Origin of the sequence: Oceanobacillus manasiensis, assembly GCF_000724085.1 — a bacterium.
Lineage (GTDB): Bacteria > Bacillota > Bacilli > Bacillales > Amphibacillaceae > Oceanobacillus_B > Oceanobacillus_B manasiensis.
On record NZ_CCDL010000003.1, the window covers coordinates 610,878 to 628,805 of the forward strand.

At 38.0% G+C, this 17,928-nt stretch carries 18 protein-coding genes; 12 read left to right on the top strand and 6 right to left on the bottom strand.

Annotated elements, in window-relative coordinates; genetic code table 11:
* Window positions 1-74: 74 nt before the first annotated feature.
* Entirely contained in the window at window positions 75-506 is a 432-nt protein-coding gene (locus BN985_RS16545; protein ID WP_042224817.1) for a S1 domain-containing RNA-binding protein, read from the bottom strand.
* Between the two features lie 178 nt (window positions 507-684).
* On the opposite strand from BN985_RS16545, the gene BN985_RS16550 reads away from it, so the two are divergent.
* The 6 genes from BN985_RS16550 to BN985_RS16575 all read left to right on the top strand — a co-directional run bounded on the left by BN985_RS16550 (window position 685) and on the right by BN985_RS16575 (window position 6,683).
* Window positions 685-1,008, top strand: coding sequence for a PadR family transcriptional regulator (locus tag BN985_RS16550; RefSeq protein ID WP_042224819.1), 324 nt, complete (start codon window positions 685-687; stop codon window positions 1,006-1,008).
* The gene (locus BN985_RS16555) at window positions 1,001-1,561 is read left to right on the top strand and encodes an HAAS signaling domain-containing protein (RefSeq protein WP_042224820.1); all 561 of its coding nucleotides are present in this window, start codon (window positions 1,001-1,003) and stop codon (window positions 1,559-1,561) included. Before BN985_RS16550 ends, BN985_RS16555 begins: the two co-directional genes overlap by 8 nt.
* The gene (locus BN985_RS16560; RefSeq protein ID WP_042224822.1) at window positions 1,554-2,354 is read left to right on the top strand and encodes a DUF4097 family beta strand repeat-containing protein; all 801 of its coding nucleotides are present in this window, start codon (window positions 1,554-1,556) and stop codon (window positions 2,352-2,354) included. Before BN985_RS16555 ends, BN985_RS16560 begins: the two co-directional genes overlap by 8 nt.
* Window positions 2,355-2,425: 71 nt before the next feature.
* Complete coding sequence (locus BN985_RS16565; protein WP_042224823.1) at window positions 2,426-2,611, top strand: CsbD family protein; 186 nt, start codon at window positions 2,426-2,428, stop codon at window positions 2,609-2,611.
* 189 nt (window positions 2,612-2,800) lie between these two features.
* Entirely contained in the window at window positions 2,801-5,170 is a 2,370-nt protein-coding gene (locus BN985_RS16570; RefSeq protein ID WP_042224824.1) for a polyprenyl synthetase family protein, read from the top strand.
* Window positions 5,171-5,432: 262 nt separating this feature from the next.
* Window positions 5,433-6,683 carry a YeeE/YedE family protein gene (locus tag BN985_RS16575; protein WP_042224826.1) on the top strand — a complete coding sequence of 417 codons (1,251 nt, stop codon included), beginning with the start codon at window positions 5,433-5,435 and terminating at the stop codon, window positions 6,681-6,683.
* A gap of 80 nt (window positions 6,684-6,763) precedes the next feature.
* Here BN985_RS16575 and BN985_RS16580 read toward each other — a convergent pair whose 3' ends face one another.
* Complete coding sequence (locus BN985_RS16580; RefSeq protein WP_081779352.1) at window positions 6,764-6,937, bottom strand: YjzC family protein; 174 nt, start codon at window positions 6,935-6,937, stop codon at window positions 6,764-6,766.
* A 419-nt stretch (window positions 6,938-7,356) separates the two neighbouring features.
* Here BN985_RS16580 and BN985_RS16585 point away from each other — a divergent pair, with 419 nt between their 5' ends.
* Complete coding sequence (locus tag BN985_RS16585; RefSeq protein WP_042224827.1) at window positions 7,357-8,136, top strand: class I SAM-dependent methyltransferase; 780 nt, start codon at window positions 7,357-7,359, stop codon at window positions 8,134-8,136.
* 62 nt (window positions 8,137-8,198) lie between these two features.
* Here the strand turns inward: BN985_RS16585 and BN985_RS16590 are convergent, their stop codons facing one another.
* From BN985_RS16590 to BN985_RS16605, 4 genes are all read right to left on the bottom strand, one after another.
* Entirely contained in the window at window positions 8,199-9,275 is a 1,077-nt protein-coding gene (locus BN985_RS16590; protein ID WP_042224828.1) for a glycosyltransferase, read from the bottom strand.
* A gap of 257 nt (window positions 9,276-9,532) precedes the next feature.
* Entirely contained in the window at window positions 9,533-10,216 is a 684-nt protein-coding gene (locus BN985_RS19105; RefSeq protein ID WP_052360724.1) for an NTTRR-F1 domain, read from the bottom strand.
* 127 nt (window positions 10,217-10,343) lie between these two features.
* Window positions 10,344-11,345 carry a glycosyltransferase family protein gene (locus tag BN985_RS16600; protein WP_042224829.1) on the bottom strand — a complete coding sequence of 334 codons (1,002 nt, stop codon included), beginning with the start codon at window positions 11,343-11,345 and terminating at the stop codon, window positions 10,344-10,346.
* Between the two features lie 16 nt (window positions 11,346-11,361).
* Window positions 11,362-13,077 (bottom strand): nucleotide sugar dehydrogenase, encoded by a 1,716-nt coding sequence (locus tag BN985_RS16605; RefSeq protein ID WP_332257509.1) that lies wholly within the window; start codon window positions 13,075-13,077, stop codon window positions 11,362-11,364.
* Between the two features lie 225 nt (window positions 13,078-13,302).
* Between BN985_RS16605 and BN985_RS16610 the strand changes: the two genes are divergently transcribed.
* From BN985_RS16610 to BN985_RS16630, 5 genes are all read left to right on the top strand, one after another.
* Window positions 13,303-14,412, top strand: a complete 1,110-nt coding sequence (locus BN985_RS16610; RefSeq protein WP_042224831.1) for a DegT/DnrJ/EryC1/StrS family aminotransferase — start codon at window positions 13,303-13,305, stop codon at window positions 14,410-14,412.
* Window positions 14,409-15,473, top strand: a complete 1,065-nt coding sequence (locus tag BN985_RS16615) for a Gfo/Idh/MocA family protein (RefSeq protein ID WP_042224833.1) — start codon at window positions 14,409-14,411, stop codon at window positions 15,471-15,473. Before BN985_RS16610 ends, BN985_RS16615 begins: the two co-directional genes overlap by 4 nt.
* Window positions 15,470-16,165 (top strand): N-acetyltransferase, encoded by a 696-nt coding sequence (locus BN985_RS16620; RefSeq protein ID WP_042224835.1) that lies wholly within the window; start codon window positions 15,470-15,472, stop codon window positions 16,163-16,165. Before BN985_RS16615 ends, BN985_RS16620 begins: the two co-directional genes overlap by 4 nt.
* A gap of 297 nt (window positions 16,166-16,462) precedes the next feature.
* Window positions 16,463-17,050, top strand: coding sequence for a DeoR family transcriptional regulator (locus BN985_RS16625; RefSeq protein WP_042224837.1), 588 nt, complete (start codon window positions 16,463-16,465; stop codon window positions 17,048-17,050).
* A gap of 12 nt (window positions 17,051-17,062) precedes the next feature.
* Complete coding sequence (locus BN985_RS16630; RefSeq protein WP_042224839.1) at window positions 17,063-17,830, top strand: FixH family protein; 768 nt, start codon at window positions 17,063-17,065, stop codon at window positions 17,828-17,830.
* Window positions 17,831-17,928: the final 98 nt, after the last annotated feature.

Below are 17,928 nucleotides of genomic sequence, written 5' to 3' on the forward strand. Positions count from 1 at the left end.
AGTTTTCTATAAAAAAATTACACTAAAAAAGCAAGCCAGCATCTGGCTTGCTTTTATCTATGTCATGAAGTATATTATCCGCGTCTTCCGCCTCTTCCACCGCGCTTCGTGTCAGTGTTACGCTTGAGCGTAGATAAATTTTCTTCACTTGATTTTAGGAATTTAGCCATCTTATCTTCAAAGCTTTCCTTAGGCTTAAATCCACCGCCCTTTGAACGGAAGTCTTTAGAATTCCGATCTCTGCTCTGACGAATTGGTCGCTGACCTTCTGGCTTATCAACAGCTTTTTTAATAGATAATGCTACTTTACCTTCTTTTTCACTAATGATTTTTACTTCGACTTCATCGCCAACAGTTAAATGATCATTCACATCTTTTACATAGCTGTCTGCTACTTCGCTAATGTGTACAAGGCCGGTTTTTCCACCAGGCAATTCAACAAATGCTCCAAAATTAGTGATACCTGTTACTTTTCCTTTGACTTTACTGCCTATTTCAATTGACAAAAAAGTTCCCCCTAATGATTTTTAAAAGCAACTTATTATAACAAATATCTACGTTTATATCAAATTAGGCTTGTAAAAAGGTGAATACTACCTTGCATTAATTAGTAGTACGTTGTATAGTAATTATATAAAGGTACTGTTTATTGAACAGTAGTAATGAAAGAGGTGTGATTAGGACGTGAATATACAGTTTAAAAAAGGTGCCCTAGAGCTATGCGTGCTTGCCTTATTGGATAAGCAAGACAGATATGGTTATGAATTAGTACAGAAAATTTCTGACAACATTGCAATCTCAGAGGGTTCTGTTTATCCCCTCCTACGTAGACTTACAAAGGAAGCCTATTTTACGACCTATTTACAGGAATCCAAAGAAGGGCCTTCTCGAAAATACTACCATTTAACTGATCAGGGTAGAAAATATTTACATCAGTTAAATGCCGAGTGGAACGAGTTTACTGAAGGTGTAAATGAATTATTAAAGGAGGTTGTGATTGATGAATAAGACGATTTTTATCAAAAAACTCGAAAAGGCATTAGAAAAGTTACCACCTGAAGAACAGCAGGATGTACTAGAAGACTTTCGAGAACATTTTCATGCAGGGTTACAGGAAGGGAAAGAGGAAGAAGAAATTGCTAATGCGCTGGGATCACCTAATCAAATTGCCAAGGAAATAATAGCTACGTATTATTTGGATAGGGTAGAAGAAAAATCAAATGTCGGCAATATTTTTAGAGCAGTGTGGGCTGTGATTGGATTAGGTTTCTTTAATTTAATCATTGTGCTTGGTCCGTTTATAGCTTTGTTAGGTTGTATTGTAGGAGGTTGGGCAGTAGGTATCGCATTTGTTTGTTCACCTATATTGTTACTTCTAGATTTCATGTTCTATCCCGACAGTTTCCGATTGTTTGATTTATTTGCTTCTATTGCGTTAACTGGTTTGGGCATATTTATTACAATAGCAATGTTTTATGTAACACGATTTATTGCCAAAGTATTCGTCCGCTATTTATCTTATAATGCCAAACTAGTGAAAGGTGGTTTAAAACATGCGTAATCTAAAAAAGCTTTCTATTTTAGCTATTATCCTGTTAGTGGTTGGTGTGACTGGAGGTGTTATCACCTTTGCTTCAAGTGACCGTTCTGACATATTTGAATCGGAGGTATTCCCTGAAGATGGGGTAGAGAAGGTAGACATTCAGTTGAATAACCAAAAAATGAACATAAAGCCAAGTCAGTCTTCAGAGGTCATTGTGGAACTTGAAGGAAAAGGTAATAGACCGGATAAGAATCGTTTACATGCTGAAATGCAAGGTGATAAGCTAATCATTGAAACGAAAGCACATGATGAGAAATTGTTTCGGTTTTTTGATTGGGGAGACAGGTTGACTTTAACGGTCTATTTGCCAGATAAAGAGTTTGCCTCTATTCAATTGGATGTTGACAATGGAAGTATAAACGCTGAACAAATTAATTCAACGGATATTGTAGCAGAGACAAATAATGGGAAGATTATGATGGAGAACATTCTATCAGAAAGAGTGAATGTTGAATCAAATAACGGGAAAATAACCCTCCATAACGTGGAGGGGGAGTTGAACGGTAAAACCAATAATGGTGCTATCTCGCTTGTGACGGAGAGTTTGGATCGCTCTATCCAACTAGGTTCTGATAACGGAAAGATCAAAATTGAAACAAATGAGGAACCAACAAATGTAACGTTTGATGTTCGGGTAGACAATGGGAAAATTGATATTTTTGGTAATTCTGATTGGGATACGGTCGTAGGTGATGGAGAAAACCGTGTAAAATTAACAACACACAACGGGAGTATTACGGTATCCCATTAGTATTTAATAGGCGACTAAATGTTTAATCATCTTCTATACCGGTAATATCCCTTATAAGGAGCGTGATAGAGATGAGTAAAAACGGAGCTTCAGATAAAGTTAAAGGAGCAATTAGTAAAGCTAAAGGCGAAACGAAGGATCAAGTAGGTAATTTGACAGACAATAATAAAATGCAAGCAGAAGGAAAAAAAGATAAAGCAAAAGGTGAATTTCAAGACACTGCTGGTGAAGCAAAGCAAAATAGTTTAAACCGTTAATTAAGATAGATAAAAAGCGAGGCCAATGAGGCTTCGCTTTTTATCATATTGGAAAGCTTTTTAACATTAACTTATACTCACTCTTTAGGTAATCAATATTGCTACAATTAAGAGGTATATTCCTGTGCATTTTATTAGTATTATATAAATAGGAAATAAAGAGAAATATAGAAGATGAGGGATCTTCATATGAGAGAGGGAATACGTATCATATCTGAGGAAAATAATATGGCATACAAAGTGCAAGAGAAAAAAGCTACAGCATATTTTAAACATCTAAGTACACATCTGGAAGAAAAGACATACCTTCCATTATTAAAAAATGACTTTGATATATGGAAGCGAAAGCATCTAAAAAGATTTTCCGTTGTCACCGATAATATGAATGGGAAGAAAAGCACTCATTCTCATTATCCTCATTACATTCATTGGCTTGATAAAAGAGGAAAACTTTTTGATTACTTAAATAGAAGCATTTCTTACATATATATGCGAGACATTGGGAGATCCTTGGATGATGAAAAAACGAAGGATAAAGTTCGTCGCTCGGTTGAAAGCATGCGACAGAAGCTGTTAAGTCAAGAAAGCGGCAAAAGTACGTTTAGTATGACTGAAATTTACCGATGGGCTCAAAAAGAGAATGTAGAATCAAGTATTATTTGGGTATTAGATAAATTACATGAGATTACAACGACCATACCTGTTGAACTGGACCCAACTGAAACTAAAAGGAAGTTAATCAAAATTATTGGTGGTGTGGTAATTCAAGAGCTGGACGAAATGGAGGAAAGTCTCTCGCCAGCCTTACGTGCTAATCGACTAGACCAAGCGATCCGGCTCGGCTATGCTTATGGACTCACATACCCATTTATAGATGATATTTTAGATTCGCAGTTACTCTCGACTGAGGAAAAGGAAGACTACGCAGCCATAATACGTACGACGCTTCAGACGGGGGTGGTACCAGAATTGTTTGGATGGATTAAACACTATCCATTTATGAGATTCGTTCATTCCGAATTAAAAGAAGCCTTTGAATATATAAAAACACAACACTCAAGAAAAGGATGGGAAAGCTTTCTGGAACAGTCGTTAGTTTTCTTTCATTCACAGGAAATAGACCGAGAAAAGGATTTAGCTGTTGAAACATACACTAATAGTGATTTGTATGTGCCGATCATTCTTAAATCAGCGTCTTCTCGTTTGATTGTGCGCTCATTAATAAAAGCAAACGAAGACCAGCAAATAAATGAACAAACATTTTATTATGGTATTTATAATCAATTGTCAGATGATTTTGCTGATATGTTTTCAGACATGGAAGAGGGGGCTGTCACTCCCTATACATACTATTTAAAACATCATAATCTTCGTCATGACTTGATAAACCCATTTGAAATGTATTGGACAGTCGTTTCATATTTGATACACACTGTTTATAAATCAGATGCTAACACGAGAGAAGTTATACTCTCCCGAGCAATCAATGGATTAAAGCGATTTAAGAAGAAGTGGGGGGAGGAAAAATATGAACAACTAATGGAGCTTTTTAGTATTGATCCTCAATTAAATCGTGTAATTCAACGTATAGTCAGCAAAGCAACAGATGTAGAGTTTTTTGATAAGTTTTTACGTGATCATATGATCGACGACTTAAAAAACCAAAAGAAAGAAAAGGAAGCATTCATTGATTCAGTAAGAAAGATACGTGCAACGATTAACAGTATGTTACCAGTCACACAATCTAAATCAAATTCCTTTTTTGATGATCTCATTACAGAGGCAGCGAATTATAGCCTGGAAAGTGGAGGCAAAAGACTCCGTCCTGTGATGACATGGGTAATGGCAGTGGAAGAGTATAATATGGAACCTGCTTCAATTGAGCCACTATTAAAGTCACTTGAGTATATGCATACCGCTTCGCTGATTTATGATGATTTGCCAGCACAAGATAATGCTTCTCTACGCAGGGGCCGTCCCACTCTTCATGAAGTGTATAACACAGCAAATGCTGAGTTAACAGGAATTTTCCTAACCCAACAAGCCGTTGCCAACCAAGCATCACTTGCTGGATTTGATCAAACTGCAATTCTTCACCTTATTTACTACTCTTCTACCGTTGCTACAGAAATGTGTAAGGGGCAGGCGATAGATCTTAGTTCTAGAGGGAAAACACTGACAATTGATGAACTGACAGAAATGTGTTTTTATAAGACTGGAATTGGCTTTGAGGCCTCGTTAATCATGCCGGCTATACTTGCTGGTAAAGATGATATCTACAAAGAAAAATTGAAGCTTTTCGCAAAGCATGCCGGCATAGCCTTTCAGATTAAAGACGACATTTTAGATGTAGAAGGTGAGAGTACACAAACAGGCAAAAACACAAGGCAAGACTTGGAAAACCATAGTGCTACATTTGTCTCTGTTCTTGGGCTTAATGGAGCCAAAAAACTAATGTGGGATCATTACTGTAATGCAGCGGAAGCATTGCAGGTTATTAAGCAAAACAGTAATTTTTTGAAGCACCTATTAGACTATGTAATTAACCGAGAAAATTAGTGAAGTAGGATTTCTCCAGAAGATTGGAGGAGTCCTTTTTTATGTTGAATGTGAAATTAAAAACGTGGCTTAGTCTCGTAATTTCACGGTACTATACATTGCTTTGATTTCTACAGATTAAGCGGTAAACCATACGTAAAAATTTTACGACTAAATGATTAATTGTAAGACAATTAATTTCATTGACATAATATTATTCAACACGTATTATAATAAAATATTCATTAATCCCGACTAAATAAATCGGAAAAGGGTGTATTAAATGTCAACATATGTTCAACCAGTAAATGAAGTGAAGGATCCTATAAAAAAAGAAGATTCTAATTTAAATAAGCCACAAACACCACAAATCATAGGTGGGCTGGTTGTTAGTGCAATTCTATTAGTCTATTTATTAATTAGCCAGGAAACCGTACAGCCGTTACTACTTGTCATTGGTATCTTGCTTGGCTATACATTATTTCATGCGCGTTTTGGTTTTACCTCTGCATTCCGCAGACTCGCATCTGTTGGAAACGGCCAGGCCTTACGTGCACATATGCTTATGCTGGCAATAGCTGTTTCCTTGTTTGCTCCTATTCTAGCCTTCGGACTTTCTTTCTTTGGCGGAGAAGTATCTGGCTATGTGTCTCCAGTAGGTATTAGTTTACTTGTTGGTGCCTTTTTGTTTGGTATCGGCATGCAGCTTGGTGGCGGATGTGCCTCAGGAACCTTGTATGCTGTAGGGGGCGGAAGATCGGTTATGTTTGTTACATTACTGTTCTTTATTGTCGGTTCCACGGTTGGAGCATATCACCTTCCGTTCTGGACAGAGGAGCTACCATCTTTTGAGCCAGTGTCCTTGGCAACTTCCACTGGATTGGGGTATGGTGGTGCATGGGCAGTATCCATTCTACTCTTTGGTGTAATTGCTTGGATTACACTAGTAATTGAAAGAAGAAGGAAGGCTCCCAAAATGGCTCCCCTACCTTCAACAAATGGTTGGAAAAGAATATTTAGAGGCTCCTGGCCATTATTTGCTGCAGCTATAGTTCTTGCAGTTCTTAATGCTCTAACCCTTATGACACGTGGTACTCCATGGGGAGTTACCTCAGCGTTTGCGCTATGGGGTTCGAAAGTTGCCCAGTTTTTTGGTGTTGATGTTGCAAGCTGGGGATATTGGCAAGGTAATGTAGAAGCTTTAAATGCATCGATCTTTACAGATTCTACTACCGTACTTAACTTAGGCGTTATTTTAGGTGCTTTTTTGGCATCAGCAGCTGGGGGATTATTTAAATTCTCTAAAATGAACTTAAAAAATGTCGCGGCAGCAATTATCGGTGGTCTGCTGATGGGATATGGTGCACGTCTTGCTTTTGGATGTAATATTGGAGCATATTTCGGCGGAATTGCTTCCTTTAGTCTACATGGTTACATTTGGGGAATTCTAGCTCTTGGAGGAACATTTGTAGCATTGTATTTACGTCCATTATTTGGACTCTCTGTTCCCAAGTCAAAAGATTCTTTCTGTTAGTTTTAGGAGTGAAATAAGATTATAAAACAAGCACCATGCCTAGTAGTGATTAGGCATGGTGCTTATTTACGTTTTAATCATTATTTTTCCCTAGTCCACACTCTGTTTTGATTCATAGTTTCTGGAAACTTTTCGCCTGCTTTTAATTCTATAAATTGAGGATCATTAACATTACTTCCTGTTTCCCCAATTTCACGGTAGATACCATTGTTTGGTACCTTTTGTCCTGAACGGAAATGGCTGTATTCACCCATAAAAATGCCTCCTTGTTAACGGTTTTTCTTAGTATATCAAGTTATACAGTCATCATACATTTATCCTGGACAATCGTCCGTAAGACTCCTACTTAAAAACAAGAAGTTAAACAGTGATGTTTAAGTGGAAGTATACAGAAGCTAAAACCCCGATTCGTTAAACTAACAATTAGTGGGGGAAGAACGAAAAAGTTTCAATTTATATAAAGTTTTAAAGCAATTTTAACGGGTAAGAGCAAATATTATTTTTTTAAATTACAAGTGGTAAGCGGGTGTCTGAAGAAGATGAATCATATTATCCCCCTGCTATCTAACATCCCGGAAAAAACGATAAGCAACTGTTATCAAGAATGATGACTAATAAGTATTATAATTATACAGGTGAAATTGGTAAAATAAAGTAGGGAGGAGGAAAGCTGATGGCCAATCATTTTCATCATGAGCGAAATAAAAATAGTTACACAACAAGGGTAGCAGACGAACAATGGACCACATTAATAAAAGAATTATTAAATGGGCAATTGATTCAGCGGGCAGCTGATATTGGTTGTGGGGGAGGCATTTATAGCAAAGCTCTGTGTAATCTTGGTGTACCAAAAGTGGTTGGAGTGGATTATTCTAAACCAATGTTGGCGGCTGCCAGTGAAAATTGTCGCAACTACCCACAGATTCAATTTATACATGGGGATGCCAATGCACTTAACATAGCTTCTAATAAGATGGACTTGGTGATTGAAAGGGCATTAATTCACCACCTATCTGAATTGAAGAGCTGTTTTACTGAAGTAAATAGAGTGTTGAAAAAAGGCGGAGTGTTAATTATTCAGGACCGTACGATGGAAGACATCTATAAAATAGGAGATGAAGAACATATAAGAGGATGGTTTTTTACGTGCTTCCCTCAACTTAAGGAGATAGAAAATGCTAGACGCTTTGCATCAAATGAAGTGAGAACCACCATTGAGGAAACTGGTTTCAAAATTGTTGAGGAGAGAAAGCTTTTGGAGACTAGGCGAGTTTATAAAACGAAAGAAGCATTGGAGGAGGATTTAAGACAGCGTACGGGTCGTTCTATTCTCTATGAACTTTCTGATTCGCAGCTTCAACTGTTAGTAGAGTATATTAGCAGACGTTTACCTATGGATAAAGAGATAAGGGAAAAGGATTATTGGACAGTGTGGAAAGCGGTAAAAGTCTGAACGAAACTAGGCTATGTTATTATGTAACTAAACTCACTCTAAGTGAGTTTAGAGGAAATCAGTTATTGATTAATTTTTTTCTCAAGCAGTTCTTTGTTAAATAGTATCCTTTCATCATCTGGCCTGTAATATCTTGCCTTTTCATTATGTTCGTATGCTTTGTCGAATTGCTGAAGATTATAATAGCAGACACATAGTTGGAGATGGGGGTACCACGTTGCATACACGGGGTAGGTAAAGCTCCATCTGTTTGGGTCATCTTCTAGCTCAATCGCATTTTTATACCAATAGACTGCTTGGTTATATTCTCTTTTTTTCTGATAGTGATAGCCAATACGACTGCAGGATTCGGGACGAGGTGTTTTAGAAAATCGAAAGGATTCGTAAAGGGAAGCAATTTCCTTATCTGGCTCATTCAAATAGCGATAACAGTCTGCGCGATTAATACAGGCATAGACTTTATCTTCAATCCATCCTTGTTCCGTTTCAATATTTTTCGTGTAGCTTTCAATTGCTTGCTCATAATGGCCATTTTCCCGTAGCTCATTACCATAATAGAAATGGTCCCTGGCAGTAAAGGTTTCTTTGTTTTCAATCCTTTTTTTATAAATGGAAAGAGTACGGCCAACTGCATGATGCTCCTTTTTATGGGTCACACCTACGTCTGAGGTGATAATCTTCCCGTGTACATTTAAATAATTGTGTGCGTCTCCTTCCCACCGATATTGGCGCTCTGTTTTTAATAAGCGGTGAGTTCTATATTTTAAGGTCACGTTTCCATACTTATCTATACCAGCATTGTAATACATAGAAACAGAATCAACTGATGGATCAAGTTCTTCTTTTAACTTTTTTAGTTTTTTTTGATCTTCCTCCAAGACTACATCATCAGCGTCCAAATAAAGAATATAGTCCTTCGTAGCATACTTAAATGATTCGTTTCGTGCATCTTTAAAGCTCCCCGTCCACTCAAAAAAATATATCCTGTCCGTGTATTTTTTCGCTATCTCTATTGTTCGATCTGTTGAGCCTGTATCCACAATATTTATCTCATCGACAATATCTTTTACAGTGTCAAGACATCTTGCTAATAATTTTTCTTCATTCTTCACGATCATACATAGGCTAATGCTTACCATACTTTTCACTCCTTTTAATTCCTAAACATTTCACATGTACTAATATATTCAAAGTTCTTTTATAAAGGTTGGATTAACATCTTCTTTTTAGGAATAGTGTATACATTTTTGGTTAAAACCAAATAGAATAATAATACTTTTAGCGTGTAAAAAAGAAGGTACTTTGAGTAAAGTACCTTCTTGAGTAAACTTAAGGTCCAGTTGTTCCAGTAGGCCCGGTAGGCCCGGTAGGCCCCGTCGGTCCAGTAGGCCCAGTATCACCAGTGACGCCAGTAGCGCCGGTAACGCCCGGTAGCGCCGGTAACGCCCGTAGGTCCAGTAGCCCCAGTGAGGCCAGTAGCGCCGGTAACGCCCGTAGGTCCAGTAGCCCCAGTGAGGCCAGTAGCGCCGGTAGGCCCAGTAGGTCCAGTAGGTCCTGTAACGCCAGGCGGTCCAGTAGGCCCTGGTTCTCCTTCTCCACTTCCGGTTTCAAAATCAAGTAATGCTACGTCGTCAACCATAACGGTAGACGAAAATAAGTTCCCAGCAGGTTTGCTGATTTCAATTCTAGCTTGTGTAGCAGTTTCAGGAGCTTCTTCTGTAATATAGTAAATTTCTTGCCAGTTATTAGTTAAAGCATTTGGTAAACTTCCTCTAGCAATCTCCACATCGAGCCCCATTCCTACTTCAAGGTTCAATTCGTTTAAGAAATACACCCGTAGAATCAGGCGTGGACTTCCGAAGACACCATATCTGCTTAAGGAAATTAGCAACTGAAAATTCTCGCCAGGCATGATTGGTACCAACTGACTGAGACTTGATGCAGATAGACCGCTTCTTAATACAGCTGCGTATCTTCCAGAATGGGGACTTGATGCCGTAACATAACTATTTTGAGCACTCCACTCTGATAGAGTACCAGTTTCAAATCCACCATTTAAAATTAAATTCGTAACAGCCATTTTAATCCTCCTTTTCCTTTATTAAGATCCCAAATTTGGAACTCTATATATCCTATGTGCGATAGAAGAAAGTGATTGAGTCAAACTATCTGATATGAGCGCACATTTACGATTAATAGAAGAAAAACTAGTTTAAAGGGTCTTGAAGGAGAGGGGAAATATACGCTAACATCTGATTAGCACGTTTATGGTTCGTATGATATGAATGAACGAATTTATAACCGTTTCTAGCGATGCGGTTCCTTTCTTCTTCATTAGCAAGATAGTACGAAGTTTTTTCTACAATATTTTCAGTTGTGCATGCTACATAATTCACTCCATCTATAAATCCTAGTGCTTCAATTTCTTCATTTGCCTCAGCTAGAAGTAACGTGTTGCAAGCAGGTGCTTCAAAGAACTTGAGTACCGCTACACCACCAATTTCGCTACGGCTACCGCATGTATAAAAAATTTTAGCGCGGTTAAGCTCTTTAGCGTATTTTTTATCAACCATTAGGTTGGTTGAGCGTTTTACCCTATGCCCTGGGTGGGGGTGAAAGACAAAACGGGGATCTTCTCTCATTACATTAAAAACAGTATCCCGAAAGGCATATCTGCCTTCAGGAGGTATTTTTTCCGGCAGTGGATGTTTCCCTCTATTGTTCTCATCAACGTAAACAAGTCCCATCAAAAGAGCGTCTATCGTTTTTTCTTGCTTCCAATCCTTCATAACTTTAGGGTTTATTGCCCAAGGAAGCCACCTTAATTTAGTTTCATATTCAGGGAATACTTTTAAAAAAGGATGTTTTGTAGCTGAGAAAATTAGATCAACCTTGTTTTCTTCGATATATTTTCTTCTTTCCTCTGGCTTCCAATGTAGGTCTATAACAAAACAGCCTTTTGGTATTTCTACTTCACTTAATCCCTCGATCTCAGGTGCGAGTCCATGGTTCCAAGCTATATCATAATGAAAAATGAAATCTGGTTGTATTTGCAGTTTATTTATAATGTCAGAAATATGTCCATCAACATGCCAATAATGGACGTTAGCTACTTTTTCTAATGCCTTAATAGTATCCATCTTAGGTTTATGCTTCGCATAGATCCAAAAAGGTTTAATTAAAATGAGAATCGTTGGTTTTAATTGCATATTATTTCCTCCTCTCTTATAACTGCCAGTGTACGGTGTTAACTGGTATTTGTTTAGAATGAACCGCTGACTTGATATCCATCACGATAGATTGCTCCTTCAATATGTTATGAAGCTTTTTCCAATCAAAGATCTTATGAGGAACCGCTATTATGACGATATCTGCTTTTTCCAATTCGGTAAAAGGGGTGTTACTAATTCCGTACATATCTTTGAGCGTGCTTGATTCAATATATGGATCACATAATTGTACAGATAGACCAAGATGAAGAAGTTTATCTAATATAGTAAGTGCTTTCGAATTTCGCATATCCCCAATATTTTCTTTAAAGGTTGCTCCTAGTATCGTTATCTTTAAATCCTCGAATGAAAATTGATGTTCAATTATTTTTTTCATAACAGTATTGATAACATGATCGACCATTGATTCATTCACTTCTCTTGCAACTGTCAATAAGTTAGGTTCATAACCAGCTAGCCGAGACTTGTGGATGAGATAATAGGGGTCAACCCCAATGCAGTGTCCACCTACGAGCCCGGGTTTAAAAGGAAGAAAGTTCCACTTTGTTCCCGCTGCTTCCAATACATCCTCTGTTGGGACTTCTAAATGGTTAAATATATGGGAGAGCTCGTTCATAAAAGCAATGTTTATGTCTCGTTGAGTATTTTCTACTACTTTTGCTGCCTCAGCCACTTTAATAGAACTTGCTTTATACACGTTTGCTTTAATGACACTTTGATAGAGATGTTGAAGTAATTCGGTTACATAGATACTTTGACCAGCAACGACTTTTGGAATTGTTTTGAACGTATGCTCCTTATCACCAGGGTTAATTCTCTCAGGGGAATAGCCGATAAAGAAGTCCTCACCTGCCTTAAAGTTGGATGCTTTTTCTAAAAGGGGTAAGCATATTTCCTCTGTAGCACCCGGGTATACAGTTGATTCATAAACGACTACTGTATCCTGTGTGAGGTTTTCTCCGATTAACTGCGAGGCCGAATTTAAATAAGAAAAATCTGGTTGTTTGGATTCTGAAATAGGAGTTGGTACTGCCACGATTATAAATGAACAATTACGAAGCTTTTGAGCATCTGTAGTGAAATCTATCTGTGATTTAGTTAATATTTCTTCGGAAAATTGTTCAGAAGGATCTATACCTCTCCTTAACTTCGCTATCTTTGTCTCATCCACATCAAAACCTATTACAGAATGTTTCTCTGAAAAACCTATTGCTACAGGAAGTCCAACATATCCAAGACCTACAACACCAATTGTTTCAGTTTCATTTAAATAAATTACTCTTTTTTCTAATTCTTGAATGGGAGGGTGGGTTAAATAGCGTAGTAGATGAAGAGCTAATTTGTCTCCGTATGAGGCCAAAGTTGTATTTGAAATAAAGTGGCCATGGATTGCTATCTCAATTGTGGTGTTGCTTGCTTCCATCATGGCTTGAAAACCCATTTTTTCAGCAGTGTTATTTCCTGTTTTTTCGTCATGAATTACAATAAGTTGTTTGATTTTTTGTTTTCCTGCATGAATTTTTTCCAATAACCGGCTTGATGGCTTGGCCGATTGCCTACCAGACAAAAACATAATAATAGAGATGGTGTCATGCTCTTTTTCTTCTACCTCAATTATTTCAAACCCTGCCTCCGTTAACCTCTGAGTCACTGGCTTTAGAAATTGATTCGTATTTCCGATAATTGCAATGGGTACATTACGTGTTGTCATAAGCATTATCCTTTCAGCAAATCTAATATTTATATATGCCAGTGGACAAGGTAGAGTCCGGGGTTTTATAGAAAAAAGGCTTTTTCCTACTAATTGAATCAATCTGCTGATAGGCATGAGCTAGTGTACAATTCTCTGCTTTTATGGTAGCTGCCGTTCAGCTTAGCAGAAATTAGAATACGATGTTAGGAGATTGTTTAATTAATTTTGTAAAGGAAGATGCTTATGATCCCAATAACGGATCCGAAACGACAATTCACAGCCTTGGAATCAGATATATTTATAAAAATAATGCATGTCTTAAAGAAGGGAACCTATATTTCAGGAGAGAATGTGACTCAACTGGAATCCGTCATTGCGGACCGGTTAGGAGTGAAAGAAGCAATTGCCGTAGCAAATGGGACGGATGCTCTCGTTCTTACATTACATGCATATAACATTGGCCCGGGTGATGAGGTGGTTACAACACCGTTTAGCTTTTTTGCGACCGCAGAGGCAATTAGTAGGGTTGGAGCCACACCCATCTTCGCAGACATAGATCCCACTACCTTTAATCTAGATCCAGCGAAAGTAAGGGAGAAAATTTCAAAAAGGACAAAAGCTATATTACCGGTTCATCTTTTCGGTCAACCAGCTGATATGCAGGAATTGAATAAGTTAGCAAAAGAGCATAATATCCTTGTTATCGAAGATGCTTGCCAAGCTTTTGGTGCAGTCTATCAAGGCAAAGAGGTTGGTAGTTTAGGAGATGCTGCTTGTTTCTCTTTTTTTCCCACTAAAAACCTGTCGACAATGGGGGATGGAGGTTTGGTTACCACATCAGATAAAACGTTGGCAAAACGTATCCGCGAGCTGAAAACACATGGTAGTAAGCAAAAGTATTTTCATAGTGAAATAGGCTATAACAGCAGGTTGGATGAAATCCATGCAGCTATTTTATTATGTTGCTTAAAAAATATTGATGAATGGAATCAGATGCGAGGGAATTGGGCGGTTAGGTATCAGCAGAAGCTTAAAGATTTAACATTTATTGAGAGTCCGAAGACCAAAGCGGACCGTAAACATGTTTATCATTTATATACGATTAGTACAGAAAGACGCCAAGAGCTTATGGAGCATCTTACTTCGAGAAAAGTTCAAACTGGAATTTATTACCCTCAATGTATTCATCTTCAGGAAGCTTATCAGCATTTATCTTATCGGAAAGGTGACTTCCCAAAAGCTGAACAATTATCAGAAAGGTTACTTGCACTGCCACTTTTTCCACACATGACAGAAGCAGAGCAGGATGTCGTAATAGAAGCATTAAAGGAGTTCCAGGTGATGCTGTCATGATCAAAATCGGGATTATCGGCTGTGGTTATATTGCAGGGAAGCATGTAGCTACCATTTCACGAATAGATAGACTGCAACTAGCTGCAGTAAGTGATATTAATCAAGAAAGTATGCGAAAAACGATTACAGATTATCAGAGCCAAGTAGGGAAAAAAAGTGCTGTTTCCTGCTATGAAAACTACGAAAAACTTATAGAAGATCCAACTATTGATATTGTAGTAATAGCAGTAATCTCCAGTCTCCATGCTACCGTAGCAAAACAGGTGATGAAGCAAGGTAAGCATGTTATTTTGGAAAAACCAATTGCACTTTCTTTAAAAGAGGCGGATGAATTAATTACTATCTCTCAAGAGACTAATAGCAAGGTATTAGTTTGCCATCAGTTGCGTTATCGCCCGCTTCTAAAAAAGCTTCAAGAGATGGTAGAAAATAGAGAATTTGGTGAACCGTATTTTGCCGTAAGCTCGCTACGACTTCATAGACCCGTTTCCTATTATAATAACTCTAATTGGAAGGGTACTTGGGAAAAAGATGGTGGGATGCTTGTAAATCAAGGAATTCATATGGTGGATCAGTTACTTTGGATGATGGGGCAAGCATCTACTATCTACGGAGAACTTGGTAAAGTTGTAAAAACGAAGGAAACGGAGGATATAGCGACAGGGATCTTGCAATTTAAAAATGGCGGGAAAGGTTTAATAGAGGCTAATACCATAACAACACCAAGGAACCTTGGATACGAACTGACATTATTTGGTGAAAAGGGATCGTTCTCCATTGGTGGTATGCAGTTTAATGAACTAACACACTGTTACGTGGAGAATAAGGAAAATACTGAAGAACTTCGTGCTCTTGCCTTAGATAAAGATGAACAATATTATATGTACCTGGATCTTCTTGATGCCATAATCGATGATCGGCAGCCACAGGTATCGCTGTTGGAAGGCAAACAAGCGCTGGAAGCTATTTTTGCTTTATACCGAGCAGATAGGATGAAATCACTTATCCATTTGCCAATAGAAGATTTTAATACAAAAGAAATGGGAGGAAAGATAGGATGATCGATAAAACAGCGGTACAAGGTGAGAATATAACGATTGGCAGCTATGTGGTTATAGAGAAGAATGTGTTAATTGGAAATAACGTAGAAATTGGGAATCATGTTACGATAAAGGAAGGGACAATTATTTCTGATAATGTAGTGATTAGTGACTTTTCTTTGCTAGGTAAAGCACCCTCCAGCAACAATAAAATGGCTAGAAAGCCGATAATGGATCTGGACCCTTTGTATATTGGGGAGAATGTTAAAGTAGGAAGTCATTGCTGTTTATATAAAGGATCCACCATTCATCCGGGTGTACTGGTAGCAGATATGGCAAGTATTCGTGAGCATGTAACAGTGGGAGCTAACAGTATAATCGGAAAAAATGTAATGGTTGAAAATAACACGACTATCGGTGATAACGTGACAATTCAAACAGCTTCTTATGTAACAGCACATATGTTAATAGAAGATGAAGTGTTTATAGGTCCATGTATGTCGAGCAGTAATGACAAATATATGGCTTCCCGTACGAAAGAATTGCAAGGGCCCATTTTGAAAAAGGGGGCGAAAATTGGAAATAATGCTTCCTTGCTCCCAGGTATCGTAGTCGGTGAAAAGGCGATCGTAGGTGCAGGGTCTGTCATTACAAAAGATGTCCCAGCAAGCGAAGTCGTCTTAGGTAATCCTGGTAGGAAATCAAAAAGCTAACAATTTTAATAGGCATCCACATCTCTTCTGAAGGGAGAGGTGTACATATAGTATAGTTATTAACGTATCCATGTGGTGGAAATAGAAGACCTTGAACATAAATCTAGATAGACTAAGGAATAAAGGTATGCTTCACATAATCTATCAAATCCGTCCAGAGTACCCCCACTTCAAGCTTGCTAAGTGGCGGGAGTATTCATTCACAAACAATTCATATTATTCATGTTGAATATAGCACAAACCCATGATATTGTATGTTATAGATTGTGTTATTTTGTTATAAGGCGAGGGACTGGTATGTTACCTTTGGAAAGAAAAAAACGTATTAAAGCATTAATCGAAAAAGAAAGCCATATGAAAATTACAGAATTAAGCAAAAGGTTTAGCGTTTCTGAAATGACAATTCACCGTGACATTAAGCCACTACTAGAAGAAGGCTGCATAACCAAGACGTTTGGCGGTGTGTCATGGAATCATGAAAGTAATGAACCTAAAGCACACTATCAGGGTTGCACCTTATGTGGAAGGGGGTATAGTGAGAGGCTTGCCTATCGATTAATCCTTTTAAGCCAACAAACCGAAACAGCTTGTTGTGCGCACTGTGGCCTTTTACGACACCACCAAATAGAAGATGAAGTAATGCAGGCTATTTGTCCAGACTTTCTGACCAATACAACCATTAGTGCACTGCTAGCATGGTTTGTTTTGGATACTTCTGTCCATATGGGTTGCTGTCACCCCCAGATCCTTACCTTTGAATCTAGGGAGAATGCAGAGAAATTTGTAAAAGGTTTCGGTGGTCATGTTTACTCTTTTGAGGAAGCTAAAACCATACTTTTAGAAAAAATGAACGGGCTGCAGAATAGCTGCCATGCCCAAAAATAAGGGGATTGTACAATGAAAAAGCTAATTGGGTTCGCTTTGTTTTTTGTTTTAGCCATGCTAGTTGCTTGTGGCGGGAAAGGAAACACAAATGAAGCAGAAACTATGGAAGAGCCGGCTATATTGGAAGTAGATTTTTCAGTGCCAGAAACTGCTGATACAAATGAAACGGTAGAATTAAAAGCAACCGTTACATATGGGGAAGAAGATGTTAAAGACGCTGATAAAGTGTTATTTGAATTATGGGAAAAGGGAAAGAAAGATGAAAGCTGGGAAGTAGAATCAACTAATAATGAGGATGGAACATACACTGCCGAAACATCATTCGAGAAGGATGGTGTATACGAAATGTATGCACATACAGACGCCAGGGAACTACATACGATGCCGAAGAAAAAAATAACCGTAGGTAGTGGGGAAGCCGTCATTGACAGCGAGGAAGAAAGCGAACACGAAGATAATCATGAACACCACCATGGAGAGACGGCAAAAGGATTTAGCATGCATTTTGCTCATCCAGAGGGTGTTAAAGCAAAGCAGGAAGTTGAGCTAGTATCACATTTACAAATGGATGAAGAGCCGATGGAGGAAGCAAGGGTACGTTATGAGCTATGGTTAGATGGATCTGATAAACATGACTGGGTTGATGTTGAAGAAAACAACCCAGGAGAATACTCGGCTACTCATTCCTTTGGTGAAAAAGGACTGTACCACGTTGTCGTGCATGTTGAAAACAATGATGGCTTACATGAACATGAAGAATATGAAATCAATGTAGAATAAAACGTAAATGACAAAAAGAGCTTTCGACGAAGCTCTTTTTGCGTTTTTGGATTACTGTAAATAAATTGCATTGATTTTCTAATCATGATATAATTCGC